The 19,013-nt window shown below is 46.4% G+C and carries 15 protein-coding genes and 1 pseudogene; 7 read left to right on the forward strand and 9 right to left on the reverse strand.

The window, feature by feature from the left end; translation table 11 throughout:
- Window positions 1-5: 5 nt before the first annotated feature.
- Genes FEN17_RS01440 through FEN17_RS01455 form a run of 4 tightly spaced genes read left to right on the forward strand, consistent with a single transcriptional unit; the run spans window position 6 to window position 3,536 of the window.
- Entirely contained in the window at window positions 6-755 is a 750-nt protein-coding gene (locus tag FEN17_RS01440; RefSeq protein ID WP_138363540.1) for an ABC transporter ATP-binding protein, read from the forward strand.
- A gap of 2 nt (window positions 756-757) precedes the next feature.
- A complete protein-coding gene (locus FEN17_RS01445) occupies window positions 758-2,035 on the forward strand; it encodes an ABC transporter permease (protein WP_138363541.1) in 1,278 nt (425 codons plus the stop codon).
- A 35-nt stretch (window positions 2,036-2,070) separates the two neighbouring features.
- Window positions 2,071-2,337, forward strand: coding sequence for a phosphopantetheine-binding protein (locus FEN17_RS01450; RefSeq protein ID WP_138363542.1), 267 nt, complete (start codon window positions 2,071-2,073; stop codon window positions 2,335-2,337).
- A gap of 2 nt (window positions 2,338-2,339) precedes the next feature.
- Window positions 2,340-3,536 (forward strand): beta-ketoacyl-[acyl-carrier-protein] synthase family protein, encoded by a 1,197-nt coding sequence (locus FEN17_RS01455; RefSeq protein WP_138363543.1) that lies wholly within the window; start codon window positions 2,340-2,342, stop codon window positions 3,534-3,536.
- Here FEN17_RS01455 and scpA read toward each other — a convergent pair.
- Window positions 3,533-5,656 (reverse strand): methylmalonyl-CoA mutase, encoded by a 2,124-nt coding sequence (gene scpA, locus FEN17_RS01460; protein WP_229208766.1) that lies wholly within the window; start codon window positions 5,654-5,656, stop codon window positions 3,533-3,535. The genes FEN17_RS01455 and scpA overlap by 4 nt on opposite strands.
- Window positions 5,657-5,713: 57 nt before the next feature.
- Window positions 5,714-6,502: pseudogene (locus FEN17_RS27590) on the reverse strand (methylmalonyl-CoA mutase family protein); the annotation flags it as partial.
- Window positions 6,503-6,760: 258 nt separating this feature from the next.
- Between FEN17_RS27590 and dnaA the strand changes: the two are divergent.
- Together dnaA and FEN17_RS01470 are read left to right on the forward strand one after the other, a co-directional pair.
- Complete coding sequence (dnaA, locus tag FEN17_RS01465; RefSeq protein WP_229208640.1) at window positions 6,761-8,188, forward strand: chromosomal replication initiator protein DnaA; 1,428 nt, start codon at window positions 6,761-6,763, stop codon at window positions 8,186-8,188.
- 52 nt (window positions 8,189-8,240) lie between these two features.
- The gene (locus tag FEN17_RS01470) at window positions 8,241-9,278 is read left to right on the forward strand and encodes a GNAT family N-acetyltransferase (RefSeq protein ID WP_138363546.1); all 1,038 of its coding nucleotides are present in this window, start codon (window positions 8,241-8,243) and stop codon (window positions 9,276-9,278) included.
- Here the strand turns inward: FEN17_RS01470 and FEN17_RS01475 are convergent.
- Both FEN17_RS01475 and FEN17_RS01480 read right to left on the reverse strand, forming a co-directional pair.
- Window positions 9,207-10,010, reverse strand: coding sequence for a DUF3108 domain-containing protein (locus tag FEN17_RS01475; protein ID WP_138363547.1), 804 nt, complete (start codon window positions 10,008-10,010; stop codon window positions 9,207-9,209). The two genes, FEN17_RS01470 and FEN17_RS01475, sit on opposite strands and share 72 nt — an antisense overlap.
- A gap of 10 nt (window positions 10,011-10,020) precedes the next feature.
- Window positions 10,021-11,055: an aminopeptidase gene (locus FEN17_RS01480; RefSeq protein WP_229208641.1), complete on the reverse strand. Its 1,035-nt coding sequence runs from the start codon at window positions 11,053-11,055 to the stop codon at window positions 10,021-10,023.
- A 388-nt stretch (window positions 11,056-11,443) separates the two neighbouring features.
- Between FEN17_RS01480 and recA the strand changes: the two genes are divergently transcribed.
- Window positions 11,444-12,511 (forward strand): recombinase RecA, encoded by a 1,068-nt coding sequence (recA, locus tag FEN17_RS01485; RefSeq protein ID WP_138363548.1) that lies wholly within the window; start codon window positions 11,444-11,446, stop codon window positions 12,509-12,511.
- A 67-nt stretch (window positions 12,512-12,578) separates the two neighbouring features.
- On the opposite strand, the gene FEN17_RS01490 is transcribed toward recA, so the two are convergent.
- The 5 genes from FEN17_RS01490 to pheT form a co-directional block, all read right to left on the reverse strand.
- Window positions 12,579-14,114: a P-loop NTPase family protein gene (locus FEN17_RS01490; RefSeq protein ID WP_138363549.1), complete on the reverse strand. Its 1,536-nt coding sequence runs from the start codon at window positions 14,112-14,114 to the stop codon at window positions 12,579-12,581.
- Window positions 14,115-14,129: 15 nt separating this feature from the next.
- Window positions 14,130-15,704, reverse strand: coding sequence for a ribonuclease Y (gene rny, locus FEN17_RS01495; RefSeq protein ID WP_138363550.1), 1,575 nt, complete (start codon window positions 15,702-15,704; stop codon window positions 14,130-14,132).
- Window positions 15,705-15,826: 122 nt separating this feature from the next.
- On the reverse strand, window positions 15,827-16,138 hold the full coding sequence (gene zapA, locus FEN17_RS01500) for a cell division protein ZapA (RefSeq protein ID WP_138363551.1): 312 nt from the start codon (window positions 16,136-16,138) through the stop codon (window positions 15,827-15,829).
- Window positions 16,135-16,479, reverse strand: coding sequence for a hypothetical protein (locus FEN17_RS01505; RefSeq protein ID WP_138363552.1), 345 nt, complete (start codon window positions 16,477-16,479; stop codon window positions 16,135-16,137). Before FEN17_RS01505 ends, zapA begins: the two co-directional genes overlap by 4 nt.
- 39 nt (window positions 16,480-16,518) lie before the next feature.
- On the reverse strand, window positions 16,519-18,945 hold the full coding sequence (gene pheT / locus FEN17_RS01510) for a phenylalanine--tRNA ligase subunit beta (RefSeq protein WP_138363553.1): 2,427 nt from the start codon (window positions 18,943-18,945) through the stop codon (window positions 16,519-16,521).
- Window positions 18,946-19,013 lie beyond the last annotated feature (68 nt).

Genomic DNA, 19,013 nt, shown 5'->3' on the forward strand with positions numbered 1-19,013 from the left:
CCGCTATGGAAACCCAGGTATGCATTGAAATTCAACAGGTTTCAAAAAGATATAAATCTTCCGGCGAGGACAGTCTCACCAAGGTGTCGCTGAACATTAGCTGTGGGGATGTTTTCGGTCTGCTCGGGCCGAATGGTGCGGGAAAGACCACATTGATCTCAATCCTTTGCGGCATCATACCACCTACCTCAGGCCAGGTAACTTACTTTGTTGACGGAAATATTATTACGGAAAATGAGCGGAAGAGCATTATCGGGTTCGTACCGCAGGAATATGCTTTTTACCAGGAACTGACGCCGCGCCAGAATCTGGACTATTTCGGCGCGATGTACAACATTCCAAAAAAAGAGCTTGAAATCCGCCGCGAGGAATTGCTGGAAGTTTTGGGACTTGCAAAGTCCGCTGATAAGAAAGTCGGAACATTCTCCGGCGGAATGAAACGGCGCGTGAACCTGGCCATCGGCATCATTCACAACCCTGAGATCCTCTTCCTCGACGAACCGACGGTAGGTGTGGACGTCCAGAGCCGCAATGCCATCATCCGCTACCTGCAGCAAATTAATAAAGCTGGTACGACCATCATTTACACTTCTCACCACATGTCCGAGGCGGAAGAATTCTGCAAGCACATTGCGCTGATCGACCATGGAAAGGTTATTGCTAAAGGTGAACTGGCGGGATTGAAAGCCGAAAACCAAGTGTCGGATCTGCAATCCTTATTCATCAACCTGACAGGCGAGGAGTACCGGGATTAGCTATGTTCAAAATATTTTCATCCTTACGGAAAGAGTTTCTCCTGCTTATCAATGATAAAGTCGGTCTGGCGTTGATGTTCGTTATGCCGGTTCTGCTGGTTTTTATCATTACCATTATTCAGGATAGTGCATATAAAATGGTGAATGAGAACCAGATACCGCTGCTGGTGGTAAATCACGACGCAGGCCCTGCCGGAAAACGACTGGTATCCTTGCTGGATAGTTCTGGTTTGTTTAAGGTTGATTCTCAAAATGATATCAAACAAAATTCTTTAAAATCCGAGTTGCTCTCCCGCGGAAAATTGCTCGCACTCTATATTCCCGAAACATTTACGGCTGGGCTGGAAAGCAATGCAGGTGACGTCAGCAACATTCTGATGGATGATCTGGGGCTGGAACATGACACTACCGGCCAGCAAAAAGTCAGTATGCCACGGCTGTCGTTTTACAATGATCCGGTTTTGCAGGAAAATTACAGCTACTCGGTGATGGGCATCATTCAGTCGTACATGAGCGTGATAGAAAATTCGCTGATGATCGATAACATGTACGCGACCCTGGATCTGGGGAGCAAGTCGGAAATTTTAAAGAAAAAGATTATTAGTAACCGCGTGCACATCGACCAGATTGTTGCCAGCAACAACAATTCTACGGCTATCCCAAACTCTACGCAGCATAATGTGCCTGCCTGGACGATTTTCGCCATGTTTTTTATGGTTGTATCGCTCGGCAGCAACATTGTAAAAGAGCGGGTGAGCGGCAGCTTTCTGAGATTGAAGACAATGCCAACCACATTCATGCTGGTCATGTTCAGTAAAATGGCAGTGTATGTGGTGGTGGCTATATTTCAGGTAACGCTCACATTTTCGATGGGTATCTGGATTTTGCCCAAACTAGGATTACCACAACTCACTGTGCCACACAATTTTGTGGCGCTGGCGGCGGTGGTTTTTATGAGCAGTATGGCCGCAGTGAGCTATGCTTTAATGATAGGGGCTTTTGCAAAAACCGAACAGCAGGCTAATGGTTTCGGGGCAATCTCCATCATAATTTTTGGCGCGATCGGAGGAATCCTTGTGCCGACATTTGTGATGCCTGCTTTCATGCAGTTTGCCAGCAATTTTTCGCCCCTGCACTGGTGTCTGGAAGGTTTTTATGTGTTATTTCTCAAAGGCGGGAGCTGGCAGGAGCTGCGGTATGTGTTCGCGTTTCTGGGCGTTTTTATCCTGATATGTCAAATAGGCACTTATTTTAAGCTGAGGTTAGAAAGAATTATTTAAGTTTGAATTCGCACAAAGAAAATTACCAATTCAGAATGGACATAGAAAGTTTAAAACCCGTCCTCAAGGGACAAATTGTACAATATTTGAACTTATTGGATGTAAATCCGGCCGATATCAGAGATGACGAGCCACTTTTTGGCGGCGATCTGGGCCTGGATTCCATCGATTCCCTCGAATTGGTTGTGCTGCTGGAAAGGGAATACGGCATCAAAATCACCAACCCCGCCGAAGGCAGGAAAATCCTCGTCGACGTAAACCACATGGCAGAGTACATTCTTGCCAACACCAAAACCGCCTGAGTATGAGCAGGGCGCTGGTGACAGGCATGGGGATTATTTCGGCGATTGGTGAAGATCTGGCAGGCAATCATCATAGTTTACGCGAAGGCCACACCGGGATCGGCAGAGCCTCTCATTTTCAATCACATTATGTCGGAACATTGCCTTTCGGGGAATGCCGGATCAGTAATGAGCAGCTCAAAACCATGCTCGGACTGGAAAACAGCTCGGGTTATACCCGTACTTGCCTGCTTGCCGACAAAGCTTTTTCTGAGGCCATAAAAGATGCAGGCCTTTTCGAAAACGACATTTCTTCTTTTGATACGGCACTGATTTCTGCCAGCACCGTCGGCGGAATGTGCCTGACCGATCAGCTTTATGAAGATGCCAATCTGAAATCCGCCGGTTCACCTTATCTGGACGCTTACAGCTGCTCGGCGCATACCTTCAAATTGATTAACCGCTACAAAATCAGGGGTTTCACAGATACGATCAACACCGCCTGCTCTTCCTCCGCAAACGCGATCATGATGGGCGTGCGGCTCATCCGGTCGGGTAGGGCTAAACGCGTGATCGTGGGCGGCGTGGATAGTTTGGCAAAATATACCGTCAATGGTTTTAATGCATTGAAAATCCTTTCCGAATCAGCGTGTAAACCTTTTGACGACAATCGAAATGGTTTGAATCTGGGTGAGGGCGCGGCTTATCTGGTTTTGGAAGCGGAAGAAATTGTAAAAGGTAAAAAGGTATATGCCGAAGTGGCTGGTTTTGGGAATGCAAATGATGCGCACCATCCCTCGGCAATGTCAGATGAGGCTGTCGGAGCGATCCGCTCCATGCGTGAAGCTGTGGCCGTTTCAGGAATTGATTTTGAGGAAATCGGGTATGTGAATGCGCATGGTACCGGCACGCGGAATAATGACGAAGTGGAGTTATTTGGGTTAAATCAGCTATTTGCAAAAGTTCCGCCTTATAATTCTACGAAATCCTACACCGGACATACATTGGGTGCGGCGGGTGCGGTGGAGGCGATTTACAGCATTTTGAGCATCGTGAATGCGGAGCTTTATCCGAGTTTGAATGTTGAAATGCCGATCAGCAATTTTGATGTAAAACCGATTGATAAGTTGCTTCAAAACCAGGAAATCCGGTACGTACTTTCCAACTCCTTTGGTTTTGGCGGAAACTGCACTTCGCTGGTTTTCGGCTCGGTAAACTAGTCTTCCTGCATTAAAGCAGCGAGGATTTTCTGAGCAGCGATAGAAATGACTGTCCCGGGACCGAAAATCCCTTTAACCCCTGCATCGTACAGAAACTGATAATCCTGCGCGGGGATCACGCCGCCGGCAATTACCATAATGTCCTCCCGTCCCAAAGCTTTCAGCTCGGAAATCAGATCCGGGATCAATGTTTTGTGCCCGGCTGCGAGGCTGGATGCGCCGATTATGTGCACATCATTCTCAGCGGCCTGCCGTGCTGTTTCCTGTGGTGTCTGAAAAAGAGGGCCGATATCCACATCAAAGCCCAGATCAGCGAAACTCGTAGCGATCACTTTTGCGCCGCGGTCATGCCCGTCCTGGCCCATTTTAGCGACCAATATCCGCGGACGCCGGCCTTCCATTTCTGCAAATTCATCCGACATTTTTAGCGCGAGCCTGAAATTCTCATCATCGGAAGATTCGCTTTGATAAATACCTGAAACAGACCTGATCGTCGATTTATAGCGGCCGAATTCTTTTTCCATCGCATCCGAAATTTCACCCAATGTAGCTCTTTTGCGCGCGGCATCCACCGCCAGTGCTAGGAGGTTGCTGCTCATATCCCGGCCGCCTGGTTGGCTGCAAGCATTAGTGATCGCTGCCAGAGCGAGCACAACTTCTTCCTGATTACGCTCTTTTTTTATTTTATTCAAACCATCAATCTGTGCCTGCCTTACTGCCTGGTTATCAATGTCCAGCAATTCCAGCGGTTCCGGATTTTCTATTTTGAATCGGTTAACCCCTACGACTACATCCTTACCCGAATCGATCCTGGCTTGCTTTCGTGCCGCGGCTTCTTCAATGCGCATTTTAGGAAGCCCGGTTTCAATGGCCTTGGTCATCCCGCCCAGCGCCTCCACTTCTTCAATCAGCTGCCAGGCTTTTTCCGCCAATTCTTTGGTCAGATATTCCACATAATAAGAACCGCCCCAGGGATCCACGGCGTGGCAGAGGTCGGTTTCATGCTGGATAAACAACTGCGTATCCCGCGCGATCTTGGCTGAAAAATCCGTCGGCAGCGCCATCGCTTCGTCCAGCGAATTGGTATGTAACGATTGGGTATGCCCCATCACCGCGGCCATCGCCTCGATGGTCGTTCGGGCAACATTGTTGAATGGATCCTGCTCGGTAAGGCTGTACCCGCTGGTTTGGCAATGTGTACGCAGGGCAAGCGATTTTTCATTGGCGGGATCAAACTGCTTCACAATTTTTGCCCAAAGCAGCCTGCCAGCTCGCATTTTAGCAATTTCCATAAAATGGTTCATGCCTATACCCCAGAAAAAAGAAAGCCGGGGGGCAAAATCGTCGATGGAAATGCCTGCGCGGAGGCCGGTGCGAATGTATTCCAACCCGTCTGCGAGCGTATAGGCAAGCTCAATGTGCGCTGGGGCGCCCGCCTCGTGCATGTGATACCCGCTGATACTGATGGAGTTGAACTTCGGCATGAATCGGGAAGCGTAGGCGAAAATATCTCCCACAATCCGCATTGATGGGCCAGGCGGATAAATGTAGGTGTTCCTGACCATGAACTCTTTGAGAATGTCATTTTGGATGGTGCCCGACAACTGCTCCGCCGCCACACCCTGCTCTTCCGCCGCCGCGATGAAAAAGGCCATCACCGGTATCACCGCCCCGTTCATCGTCATGGAAACCGACATTTGATCCAGCGGGATCTGGTCAAAGAGCACCTTCATATCGTCTACCGAATCGATCGCCACACCCGCTTTTCCGACATCGCCGGTCACCCTCGGGTGGTCGGAATCGTAACCCCGGTGCGTCGCCAAATCGAAGGCGATGGACAGCCCTTTCTGTCCCGCTGCCAGGTTTCTTTTGTAAAATGAGTTGGATTCTGCCGCGGTAGAAAATCCTGCATATTGCCGGATCGTCCACGGGCGTTCGAGGTACATGCTGGCGTACGGTCCGCGCAGAAAAGGCGCCTTTCCTGCTCCGAAATGCAAATGTTCAGCGTCGAGAATATCTTCTTTGGTAAATGTGGGTTTTACCAAAATACCCTCCGAAGTGACAACGCCTCTTCGTCTTTCCAGGCCAATATTTGACCCAAATGTCTCTTGCGTGCCAATGTTTCGGAAATCGGGTTGATGAGAATCCTTTTTGTAGTTCTCTAAAAACAAATCCCAGGCGGCATCAGCAATTTTAACTGACAAAGTTTCAATCAAATAAGATCCGGCAGCCGGGTCGGCCACAGCGCCCATGCCACCTTCAAATTCCAGTATCAGTGACACATTCCGGCCAATCCGTTCCGCGAACTCTTGCTGGGATTTTTCCTCCGTAAATTTATCAATAGTAAGTCCATCACAGCCGCCAATGATCGCGCTCATGGCTTCCGAAGCGGCGGAGATCATGTTGGTGTAGGGAGAGTGACCAACATTGTAAGAGACAGAAGTTCTGGCGTGGATAAATGGCTTGTAAATCCGGTCTGGTATCTCGTAAGCACAGGCAATCTTGCGAAGTAAAAACCGAAATGCCCTCAGTTTGGCTATTTCTTTAAGATATTGCGGCCCGATCGGGAAAGAAAATTTGATTGTATTGGAGACTTGCCCGACCGAAATTCCGTCGCCCGAGAAAGAATCCATGTGTGCAACAAAGGCTTCCAGCGCAGATGCCAGTTGCCGCGCCACATTGTCGCTATCTTTTTGATTTAATGTTATTTCTACAAAATATGGCTCTGGCTCGCCCGCATTTTCTGGTATCAAGATCCAGCCCGGCATCTTCTTCTGACATTGCTGCATGGCTGCCGCCAATTCCTGGTCAAGCTCTTCGCCGGTGTAATATGCCTCGACATGCAATTGCGGCGCAACTGCCCAGCTTGCTGCCGAAACGAATTTCTGTTTCAGTTCTTTTGCCGCCAGTTTTTTCCAGGCGTCCTTATTCATCGGATCAAATTCTGAAAATAGCGAGGCTGACATTTTTTCGATTTAGCAGCGTAAAAAGAAGTTTCTGGTATTGGCAAAGCTACAAATTTGAAGCTATAAATCTGTCTGCCCGCGACTTAGCAAACGCCGAAAAAATGCGGCGACATTATTCCTTTTGTATTTTATTCCAAGGCTTGGAGAAACATGCCTTTGATGTTAAATTGAACCCTTGGACAACCTTGTGGGATCAGGTATTTTTATATCTTTGCCGTCCCTAAAAAATTTAAAGCACGGAGATTGGTAAGCTACACATTGGAAAGATCGAACGCATATAGAGAAGTCGACCAGATTTGGGATGCCTGCCTGAGGATTATTCAGCAGCATATTCCTGACGAAAGTTTCAGGACCTGGTTCGAACCTATCCGGCCGTTAAAGCTTTACGGTAAAGTACTTACGATCCAGGTGCCGAGCCAATTTTTCTATGAATGGCTGGAAGATAACTATGTGAATTTGCTGCGGAAGGCGCTCGATTATGCGATCGGCCGGGACGGTATGCTGGAATATTCGATCATTGTCGATACCGGCAACGAAAAGCATCAGCCACTGACGATGAATGTTTCCACACAGAAATCGCCGAATTATGCCAAGCCCGACAACTTTGTAAATGATCCCCGGCTCGGTTTAAACCACAAGGAAAAAGACCAGGATTCGATGAACCTGGATACTTATCTGAACCCGAATTATTCATTTGATAATTTTATTGAAGGTGATTGTAACCGGCTAGCACGGTCGGCGGGATTTGCGGTGGCGCAGCGTCCTGGCCTCACGTCCTTCAACCCGCTGATGATGTACGGCGGGGTAGGGCTCGGCAAAACCCATTTGGTGCAGGCGATAGGGAATTACATTATGAACCACTTCGATAACAAGCTGGTGCTGTATGTGTCGTCCGAGAAGTTTACCAATCAATTTATCAACTCCATTAAAAATAACACATTGCAGGACTTCACCGACTTTTACATGAAGGTCGATGTACTTGCGATTGATGATGTGCAGTTTCTTTCAGGCAAGGAAAAAACGCAGGACACATTCTTCCATATTTTTAACCACCTGCACCAGCTTGGTAAGCAGATCATTATGACCAGCGACCGGCCGCCGCGAGAACTTCAAGGCTTGCAGGACCGTCTTCTATCGCGGTTTAAATGGGGTTTGACGGCGGATTTACAGGCGCCGGATTTTGAGACGCGTATTGCGATCATTCAGAAGAAGATCCAGTCTGAAGGTATTGCGATTGATTATGATGTGATTGAATACATTGCGCATAGCGTGAATTCCAATGTACGTGAACTGGAAGGTGTGATTGTGTCCCTGATGGCGCAGGCTTCGCTCACCCGCCGCGAAATCGATGTGGAGCTGGCCAAGAATACCTTGCGCAACATTGTCATGAATGAAAGCAAGGAAGTAACCATCGATACGATCCAGGAAGTGATTGCCGATTATTTCCAGGTGACCATCGCCGATTTGAAAAGTAAGAGCCGCAAAAAGGAAGTCGTTTACCCGCGTCAGCTGGCGATGTTCCTGGCAAAAGAATACACCGATCTGCCCCTCAAATCCATCGGCTACCATTTCGGCGGCCGTGATCACAGCACCGTGATCCACTCGATCCAAAGCGTGAACCTGCTGATGGACGAAACGCCCGACGTGGAAGAAACTTTGCAGAAGCTTCGCAGTTACTTTAAATAACATTTGACGTACCAAGAATCAGGTAACATTACTTATCCTGATTTTTAGTCATTTGGTCCCCACACTTATCACCCGGTCGCAGATCTGCGACATTACCTGGAACAAGCTCATCGAGCATTCCGGACAAGCAGTTGTTTATGGTTTTACCTTCTATCTCGATCTGGTTTGCGAGAGCTGGAAGGCACTTATATGGCCTGAAAACGGGGATTATGAAATTGTCATGCCGATACCTGTGCGAAGAAAGCTGGGTATTGAACTGGTTTATCAACCCTTGTTTTGTCAGTATCTCGGGATTTTTTCCAAATTGGAATTGACAATCGAGCAGGCAGCAGCATTTTGCAGAACATTATCTGCCCACTTTTCCTACATATCGGCTTATCATTTCAATCCCGAAAATTTCCAGGCGCTGCAAAAGATTCGATATGAATTGAATGCGTGCAGTTTTACTGAAAACGCAACTTACTGGCTGAATCTGGGAAGTGGTTATGAAAAGATTTTTAGCAAATACGCAAAAGATCGATGGGCTAATTTAAAGAAGGCTAAAAACGCTAACTGGGAAATTCTGAAAAGTGACAGGATACATCCGCTGATATTTTTATTTGTCCAAAACCACGCACGAAACATTTCCGGTGGCGTGGACCCTTCGGCTTATAATAGGCTTGAAGGGATTTTTGAGATTATGAAACGTTTAAAATCAACCGATATCTGGTATGCGCATCGGGATGGTATCATTCATGCAGGAATTCTGGTGATCCGCTACGCAGGCAGGGCTATTTTTCTTTTTAATGCAGCCGATGAAATGGGAAGAAAGTTGAATGCAAGAACCTGGCTGCTGGATCGGTATTTCTCAGACTGTGCCGGTACCGAAAATCTGTTTGATTTTGAAAGTCCGGAAGTGGAGTCGATCTCAGGTTTTTACCAAAGTTTTGGGAGTGAGAGAACTCCTTATTTGGTCATGTCTAAAAACCGGTTGTGGCTACCTTTTCGGCAACTTCAAAATTTGAGAAAATTGGGAAGATTAAAACCAGTTGAGCTCTTTACGAAGGCCCTTATACGATTTGAGGTCCATTTCCAGCGATCCTATCATTAATTCCACTTCGGCCTTCACCGGAATCTTATTTGAGTCATCGGACACCCACAAACGCATCGCGCCTTCTCCTTTGAAAAACTTATTATCCGGGATCAGCGGGTTGATTCTCAGCACGCGCGTCTTCCCGAATTTCGTTTTGATTACATCTTTGCCAACATACCGGACGCGCAGTTTGTAAACTTGTCCGTCGAAGAATGTGGGTACTTCAATGACTTCACCCTCAGATACTTTATCAAAATTGATGGTGCGTAAATAAAAGTATCCGCTGATAATGTCGTGAATGTTGTTGGGGACATTAAATGTCTTTGACTCGTCCTTAATGTTAGAAATTGCCTGGTCTTTGTTGTGGTTAAAATATACGGTTTCTTCTTTTCTGTACCGGTTTTCCTGGATCTGGCGCTCAAACATGTGCGGTAAAATAGCGGTGGTATCAATGTATGACCGCCAGGTATCGCGCACTTTGGAAATCAGGTCAAATGCGCCAACCGTCCGGCCAGTCACGGCCACTTTGTAGCAAGGCCTGCTATTGATCACAGATACCGATTTACCCACTTCGACCCTCGCCTCTGCCGCATTGATAAATCCATAGTGGACGCGATATTCAACTCTTTCACCAGCGCCGAAACTGTGGTTGGGAACTACACGCGTCTGCTCGAATTTTTCGTCGAATTGACGAAAAGAAAGAAATAAAATGACGGAGGATATGGCTAATATTAAGTAAGATCTCTTCATGCTCATGGTATTACAAAGAGGGGTATTTCGATTTCAGGTAGGTTAAATAATTTTTAAAATCGCCTCCAAACTTGTTTTCAAACTCGTTAAGAAACACATTTTGTTTCGATTTATAAGTCAGGTAACTGATGAAATACGCGTTGTTCGGCAGCTGCTGGTCAGCGACTTTTTTTGTTGTAAACGTCCTGCGACCTGCAAGCAGTGTATCGGCGTCACCGAGTATCGTCGCAATCAGTTGATTTTTCAATGAATCCTTCTTCTTGTCCGGCAACGGGTTGTTACCGAATGTTTTATAAAGGCTATCCAACTTCACCGCTCCACGCAACATGTGCCCCGAATAGGCATCATTGAATTTTTTCGAATACTGGTATGTACGTAATTGCGGGGAATCCAGACCATACTTGTATTTCAAAAAACGTATAGCGCCTTGATCACCGACAAAACTGGCCAGGTTTTCGTTTAATTCAAGGTTATTTTTCACAAAAAGCGTACCATGTGTCAATTCGTGCAGGATCAGGTTTGCGAGGCTTCCATCCTTTCTTCTCAGCATGCTCGACAGGATCGGGTCTTTAAAGTAACCCAATGTTGACCAGGCAGATACGTCGCCGATATCCGTATCCAAACCTTCTTTGATCAGCGCTTTTTCTTCGGTAACCGCTTTGGTTGAGTCAAAAAAACCTTTGTAAGGAAATGTTCCGACGATGGGAAAATGAAACAGGTGCGGTTCAATTTTGTAGCGTGGTGATGCCGTAATGAGCCAGATCAGCGGTTTTCCATGCTGGTTATAAAATGTCGTGTAATTTTTGGAAGGCGTAAGTCCCAAAGAATCAACCCCGAATTTCTTGATTTCTTCAATCAGCTTGATCCGTGCTTTCAATGAATCAGGGAATGTCGTATCATTTAAAACGTCTTCTACATCCTCAACATTCATTAATATGCCAATCTGGCCTTTGGCCTGCATGTAGCCGTAGCTTAGGATTTCATGGTAAAACGCGCCCAGAATGATGAGCGCCACGAATAATGCAAGCAATATCTTTTTAAACACTGACTTCAAATTAAATTAAAGATTTACAGAGCGGGACGTTTTTCACTTCGTAAAACTATTGAAAAACAAATCGTAAATGGTGCCGTAAGGTATACGTTTAAACCGGTGAATAAGTTGTGAAAGCTTACTGCAAATTAAGCCTGATTTATGGCTCTTACCGTTAGTTAATTGATATTGACCCTTGGCTAAATGAAATTTTGAGGATTGTCAAAAAACAGGGTGGAATAGCACTTTCTACAAGAGATATTTACATTTTCGAAGGAGAACAACATTGTATTTGTGCGCGAAATTTGGTATTTTTACAAGAGAATTAAAGACCAGTTTTAAGCGGTTTTTGTGCAGCAGAGGCCGTTTTTTTTGTACAAACTAAATTTTCCGCTACCATTTTATGGCACAACCGACCACGGATAAAGACAACAAACTAAAAGCATTACAAACTACGCTCGAAAAGCTTGACAAAGCCTACGGAAAAGGCACCGTGATGCGATTGAGCGACAGCAAGGTTTTAGACATTCCAGTTATTTCTACCGGCTCCCTGGGCCTCGACCTTGCGCTTGGCGTAGGTGGTGTACCACGCGGCAGGGTAGTTGAAATTTATGGTCCTGAATCGTCAGGTAAAACAACATTATCCATGCACTGCATTGCCGAGGCGCAGAAAAAAGGCGGCCTCGCAGCATTCATAGACGCAGAGCATGCATTCGATCGCTCTTATGCTGAAAAATTAGGTATTGATACCAGCAATTTGCTGATCTCGCAGCCTGACAGCGGTGAGCAGGCACTTGAAATTGCCGAACATTTGATCAGCAGCGGCGCCGTGGATATCATTGTCATTGACTCCGTTGCGGCACTTGTACCACGCGCTGAGCTTGAAGGCGAAATGGGCGATAGTAAAATGGGTTTACAGGCACGTTTGATGTCACAAGCCCTGCGCAAGCTGACCGGCGTCATCAACAAAACCGGTTGCTGCTGTATTTTCATCAACCAGCTGCGTGAAAAAATCGGTGTCATGTTCGGTAACCCTGAAACTACGACCGGTGGTAATGCGCTGAAATATTACGCTTCGGTACGTCTGGATATCCGTCGTGTTGGACAGATTAAAGAAAGCGCCGATGCAATCCTAGGAAACCGTACGCGGGTGAAGGTGGTGAAGAACAAAGTAGCGCCTCCATTTAAAGTCGTGGAGTTCGACATTATGTACGGTGAAGGTATTTCCAAGGTAGGAGAGGTGATCGACCTTGCAGTGGAGTTGGAGATTGTGAAGAAAGCCGGATCCTGGTTTAGTTATGGCGGAAACCGTCTTGGACAAGGACGTGATGCTGTGAAGGCACTTCTGAAAGACAATCCTGAATTGCTGGAAGAGCTTGAAGCAAAAGTTCGCGGGAAAGTGAACGACGAACCAGATTCTCTGATCGATACCAGCGAACCAAATGTGGTGGACGAAGGAACGCCATCCTGATATTTGGAGTAAGCTCTAATAAAAAATGCCCTGTTTTTGAAGCAGGGCATTTTTGTTGATTTATATTTTAAAACGGCTTGCGATCGTCGTCGTCCTCGTCGAAATCGTAGTCTTCATCGCCGGGACCAGAGAACATACTGCTCACCAAATCCTGGAATTTCATACCCAGATCAAGCGGCTGCTTACCAATCAGCGAAAACTCTGCCATGCCATGCAATGCAAACTCCATCATGAACAGCTTCTCTTCGGCACTTGAATAGGCGCTCAGCATATCCACGAAGTCGTCCAGACCGTCAATGGTTTTCAAGCGCGCCATGTATTCCCGATCAGTCATGTCGCCGGGCATTTCCATTTCATTGCCGGCGCCAAACCACTCGATTACCTTCGCATAAGGATTGATCTTGCTTTTTTTGCTTTTCTCAGGATCCGGGAAGAAGTTAAGGAACTGTGTACGAATTGCTTTCCCGATCAGATTCTGAGCGACGATTACAGGGCCTTCCACTTCGCCTTCATATACCAGCTCCACTTTTCCGCAAATCGATGAAACCACACCGTATAGATCCGAAATGCGGACGTAAGTACTCTCTTCACCATTAATCAGCGCGCGTCTCTCGGCGGTACTTAAAAGACTTTCATAAGCCGAGATTGTTAATCGCGCAGATACACCACTTTTGCTATCCACATATTCGCTTTCACGTGCTTCAAAAGCAATTTGCTCGATCAATGTTTTTGCAAGCTCGTTTACTTTCACCAAACCCTTCTGCTCCGGCTTCACATGCGCTTCCTGCTCCGTAATCCTTTTTCCGGTTTCAATGGTTTTAGGATAATGTGTCACGATCTGGCTTTCGATACGGTCTTTCAGTGGTGTCACAATGCTACCGCGGTTAGTATAATCTTCCGGGTTAGCCGTGAATACAAACTGGATATCGAGCGGCAATCTAAGTTTGAAACCACGGATCTGAATGTCGCCTTCCTGCAAAATGTTAAAAAGTGCCACCTGGATACGAGCCTGTAAATCCGGAAGCTCGTTGATGACGAAAATGCCGCGATGCGATCTTGGGATAAGCCCAAAATGGATCACACGTTCGTCTGAATAAGGCAATTTTAATGTGGCCGCTTTAATGGGATCTACGTCGCCAATCAAGTCAGCTACCGATACATCCGGCGTCGCGAGCTTTTCTGTATAACGTTCGTCGCGGTGCAGCCAGCTGATTTTGGTATGATCACCATGTTCTGCAAGCTGGTCTTTTGAAAACCTCGAAAGCGGCGCCAAAGGATCATCGTGTAATTCCGAGTCGGAAATGTAGGGAATGTATTCGTCCAGCAAACCGACCATCATCCGTGCGATGCGTGTTTTTGCCTGACCTCGCAGACCCAGGAAGTTAATGTTGTGCATGGATAGCACCGCACGTTCTACATCGGGGATGACGGTATCTTCATAGCCCCAAATTCCCGGAAATATGCTCTCTTTGTTTTTAATTCTGGCGATCAGGTTGTCACGCAATTCCTGTTTGATGGAGCGGGACTCGTAACCTGCTTTTTTCAGCTCGCCAAGTGTTTGGATATTTAATAGTTCTGAACTGCTGAGCTTTGAGTAAGTCATGTATTCTGGGATGGATTAACGCGCGTACGCGACTGAGCGCATTTCCCGGATCACCGTAATCTTGATCTGTCCGGGATATTGCATTTCTTTTTCAATTTTTTGAGAGATATCAAATGACAGCATGCCCGCTTTTTCGTCCGACACATTATCGGCGTCAATGATCACACGCAGCTCACGACCGGCCTGGATCGCGTAGCATTTTTCAACTCCGTCAAATGAGAGCGCCATGTTTTCAAGATCACGCAGACGCTGGATGTAGGATTCCATCATTTCACGGCGTGCACCAGGCCGAGAGCCTGAAATCGCATCACACACCTGAATGATCGGCGACAAAATGCTGGTCATTTCAATCTCATCGTGGTGGGCACCGATGGCATTACATACCTCCGGATTTTCCTTGTATTTCTTAGCCAGCTCCATACCGAGTATTGCGTGCGGCAGGTCTGATTCTTCCGGCCAAACTTTTCCAATATCATGTAAAAGCCCGGCTCTTTTTGCCAGTTTCGTATTCAAGCCAAGTTCGGAAGCCATGGTAGCACAAAGCTTCGCTACTTCACGTGAATGTTGCAAAAGATTTTGACCATAGGAAGAACGGAAACGCATGCGGCCGATCATTTTCACCAGCTCCGGATGCAAGCCGTGAATTCCCATATCGATCACCGTCCGCTCACCAATTTCGACGATTTCATCGTCAATATTCTTGCGGGTTTTCGCCACTACTTCTTCGATACGTGCAGGGTGAATCCGGCCATCTTGTACCAATCTGTGCAATGAAAGTCTGGCGATTTCTCTTCTCACAGGATCAAATCCCGAAATAACAATCGCTTCCGGCGTATCATCTACAATGATCTCCACACCAGTTGCTGCTTCCAGTGCACGAATGTTACGTCCCTCGCGGCCAATGATTTTTCCTTTGATATCGTCATTTTCAATGTTGAAAACAGATACGCAGTTTTCGATCGCATGTTCCGCAGCAGTACGCTGAATAGTTTCAATAACGATCTTTTTAGCTTCTTTGGTTGCGGTAAGCCTCGCTTCTTCCATCGCACTTTTTACATACGATCCGGCCCTGGTATCCGCTTCTGCTTTTAAGGCATCCACGAGTTGCTCGCGTGCCTGGTCGGCCGTAAGATTGGCGATTTTTTCAAGTTGGGCAACCTGCTGTTGTAATGATTTTTCAGCTTCTTCCCGGCGTTTTGTCGCCACGTCCAGTTGCTGGGTCAGGTTGTTTTTTAATGTTTCCAGCTCATTCTCGCGACGCTTGTTCTGCTCCACGGTCTGGTTAAGGCTTTGTTCGCGCTGTTTCAGTTTTTGTTCGTTGCTTTGAAGCAGGGTGCGCTTTTTATTAGCATCCTCCTCAAATTCTGTTTTCAATCGAAGATATTTCTCTTTGGCTTCGAGGATCCTGTCTTTTTTAATGTTCTCACCAGCGCTTTCTGCATTGCGGATAATCTCTGCTGCCCGATCCTGGGCTTCTTTTTCCTTTTGGTCGAAAGATTTTTTGAAAATGTATTTACCTGCGAAAATACCGACGCCCACGGCAATGATATCCGAAAGCAGGATGATGAAAATTGAAGAAGAAGTTAACATTTCAATGAATGGTTATATATAGTTGGTTTTACCAAACTACACCAGCGTCAAAATGCCAGAAAGGAAAGAATTGAAAGAAAAATAAAGAAGATTACATCAATTAAAGGTCAGGTATCAGCCGCTCAGCTTTCAATCGCGCCGGAAACCGTTTCATCCAGTTTCTCGACCCTGTTTTTGAAAGCCATGATCACATTGTTCATCTGTTCCTGGTTACGTTGTAACGCTACCAGACATTCAATGGAAGTCAGCGCTATGGCTTCGATATCACCGTATACTTTTCCTCTTAATTTATGCTGCTGCACGCGCTGCAGAAATACCTCGTACCCATCCCTGTAAAATTTCTCCTGATCCGCCGGAACGCTCAGTTTGAAACCTCTGTCCAGCAGTTTTATAAAGACAGAAACATCTGGATTGGGTAACTTACTCTTACTCATAGGGTATCTTCAAGCTGCTTGATGCACTTATCAATCTCTTGTATATATCTTTCAACTGAATCTTTCAACTCGGCAATTCCGCTTGTTGGTGTCAGTTTACTAGTGACAATTTTAGCGAAACTTTTGGACTTATTAAAGTCTTTTTCCAAAGTAGTGTGTTTTTTCCTTAGTTCTTTCGCCTCTTCCTTGAGCTTGATATTTGCCTGCCGGAGCTCCGCATTTTCACGCATAAGCTCTGAGTTTGTCCAGCTTAGCTTCTCTTTAGTATTGATCAGGATCCCGAGCTTTTTCTCAAGGTCGGATAACTTATGTTCAATAATGCGTTCAATACTCCTTTCCATTTTCGAACCCTTAAATTTCCGTCAAAGCAAATTTTTACATCATTTCCTGATCACTGCTTCAAACTCTCTCTCATAAGCGGCAATCAGTTTTTGCATCGATTTGTCGATCACCTTGTCCGTTAATGTTTGCTGATCGTCCTGCAAAATGAAACTGATCGAATAGGATTTTTTACCTTCCAGGTTAGCGCCTTCATACACATCGAACACATTCACGGAGCGTAGAAGCTGCTTCTCGGTCCTGTAAGCGATCTGGCGAAGCTCTTCAAATGTAATTTTCTTCTCCACCACCACCGAAAGGTCGCGGCGTACTTCCGGAAATTTGGGTACTTCCCGATATTCTACGGCTGCGGTATATTGTTTCAGCAGATATTCCCAGTCAAAATCCGCGAAGAAAACGGATGCTTTTACATCCAGTTTTTTAGTAACTGCCGTTTGCAGCAATCCAAAGGAAACAACCGGTTTTTTATTAGCAATTAATGTAATGCCGTATTTGAAAATATTTTTATCCGCCTCCTGTTTTTCAACTTCCCTGATTTTCAGTGAGGTAAGTACCTGATTCACAAATGCAGCCAGGTCATGAAAAACCACCTCACGCGATTTCTCGAACCAGCTTTCCTGCTGAAAATTACCTGTCAGAAAAACGGCCAGCCGCTCTTTTTCCACATACTTTTCATTGACATGGTGATAGGTTTTGCCAAATTCAAAAAGTTTCAGATCACGCTGGCGGCGGTTTGCATTGTATGCTACCACTTCCAGTCCTGAAAAAAGCAAAGTCTGGCGCATGACCGAAAGGTCTTCGCTCAGGTAGTTCAAAATTTTGACCGGGTTACCAAGCAAGCTTTCTCCCAATGTTGCCTGAAATTCCGGCTTGGTCAGCGAGTTGTTAATCATTTCATGGAAACCATTGGAAACCAGCAGTTCAGCAACACGCAGTTTCAGTTTCTCAGGATCGTTAACCGGAAAATCAGACAGAAAATCCGAGCTCATCGACGCCGACAATTCAACCTGCCCGAAGCCGTAAATACGCAGAATTTCCTCGATCACATCCGCTTCCCGCTGCACATCCACGCGATATGGCGGTACGATGGCGGTGAATGTGGTATCCGTCTCATTTTCAATCTGAATGTCCAGGCTTTGAAGAATGGTCTTGATCAAATCCTTATCCAGAGATTTCCCGATAAGCCGGTCAATGTTGCGGTATTTTATTTCCACCCGGAAATCCACAATCGGGTTCGGGTAAATGTCAATAATGTCGGATGATATGGTTCCTCCAGCGACTTCCTGGATCAATAATGCTGCTCTTTTCAATGCGAAAACAGGCATACTAGGATCAGTACCTCTTTCGAAACGGAAAGAAGAATCAGTTTTCAGGCTGAAACGCTGCGCCGTTTTACGTACCCAAACCGGCGAGAAATAAGCAGATTCCAGGAAAATGGAAGTAGTTTCATTAGTAACCCCGGAAGTTAACCCACCGAAAACACCGGCGATGCACATCGGTTCAGGATTTCCGTCGGTACCTGCATTACAGATCATCAGGTCTCCGTCCGAAATTTTCCTTTCCACGCCGTCGAGTGTGACGAAAGGCGTGTTGCCAGGAACCGTCGTGACGATTACTTTTTTGCCGGTTATTTTATCAATGTCAAAAGCATGAAGCGGCTGCCCGAGCTCGTGACAAATGTAGTTGGTGACGTCTACAATATTATTGATCGAGCGGATGCCAATCACCTGCAAGCGTTGTTTGAGCCAGGCAGGAGATTCGGCCACAGTCAAGCCCGAAATAGTGAGGCCAGTATAGCGTGGACAAGCTTCTTCATTTCTCACCTCAACCTGAATGTCCGATTGATTACCCGGAACAAACTGCGCGACCGAAGGCAATGTTACGGGACGGTTCAAAACTGCTTTCAAATCCCTTGCAACACCATAATGTGAAGCTGCATCGGCGCGGTTCGGCGTAAGTCCGATTTCAATCAGATAATCCGAAGACATTCCGAAATATTCACTGGCCGGAGTTCCGTTGGGCAAATCGGTTTCCAGCACGAGTATACCATCGTGAGAAGTACCGATACCCAGCTCATCTTCCGCGCAAATCATGCCTTCTGAAAGAGCGCCCCTGATTTTTGATCTTTTTAAAACCAGCGGCTGGTCGCTGCCGGTCGGGTGAAGTACTGCGCCGACAGTGGCTACAATCACTTTTTGTCCCGCGGCCACATTCGGCGCGCCGCAGACGATTTGCAGTGGCTCGGGCAGGCCAACATCAACAGTTGTATTTTTAAGCCGGTCGGCTTCGGGATGTTTTTCACAGGTAAGCACCTCGCCGATCACCACACCATTCAATCCACCTTTTATCGATTCAATCTCCTCAATTCCTTCTACTTCAAGGCCTGTACCGGTCAATAATTTACCGATTTCCTCAGGGGTTTCTGTTATTTCAATTAAGTCTTTAAGCCACTTATAAGAGATCTTCATGCGAATGCTTTAAAAAGTTTTAAAGACAGGCGGTGCCGGGCCTGTCTTTACACAAAATTAATGATTTA

It is taken from the genome of Dyadobacter luticola (assembly GCF_005860805.1).
Lineage (GTDB): Bacteria > Bacteroidota > Bacteroidia > Cytophagales > Spirosomataceae > Dyadobacter > Dyadobacter luticola.

Bases quoted from the DNA above. Each gene is read 5' to 3' on its own strand.
- FEN17_RS01490 (WP_138363549.1), bottom strand. From the start codon at position 14,114: ATGACTTACTCAAAGCTCAGCAGTTCAGAACTATTAAATATCCAAACA.
- rny (WP_138363550.1), bottom strand. From the start codon at position 15,704: ATGTTAACTTCTTCTTCAATTTTCATCATCCTGCTTTCGGATATCATT.
- FEN17_RS01450 (WP_138363542.1), top strand. From the start codon at position 2,071: ATGGACATAGAAAGTTTAAAACCCGTCCTCAAGGGACAAATTGTACAA.
- FEN17_RS01445 (WP_138363541.1), top strand. From the start codon at position 758: ATGTTCAAAATATTTTCATCCTTACGGAAAGAGTTTCTCCTGCTTATC.
- recA (WP_138363548.1), top strand. From the start codon at position 11,444: ATGGCACAACCGACCACGGATAAAGACAACAAACTAAAAGCATTACAA.
- FEN17_RS01475 (WP_138363547.1), bottom strand. From the start codon at position 10,010: ATGAAGAGATCTTACTTAATATTAGCCATATCCTCCGTCATTTTATTT.
- FEN17_RS01505 (WP_138363552.1), bottom strand. From the start codon at position 16,479: ATGGAAAGGAGTATTGAACGCATTATTGAACATAAGTTATCCGACCTT.
- FEN17_RS01455 (WP_138363543.1), top strand. From the start codon at position 2,340: ATGAGCAGGGCGCTGGTGACAGGCATGGGGATTATTTCGGCGATTGGT.
- pheT (WP_138363553.1), bottom strand. From the start codon at position 18,945: ATGAAGATCTCTTATAAGTGGCTTAAAGACTTAATTGAAATAACAGAA.
- zapA (WP_138363551.1), bottom strand. From the start codon at position 16,138: ATGAGTAAGAGTAAGTTACCCAATCCAGATGTTTCTGTCTTTATAAAA.
- FEN17_RS01440 (WP_138363540.1), top strand. From the start codon at position 6: ATGGAAACCCAGGTATGCATTGAAATTCAACAGGTTTCAAAAAGATAT.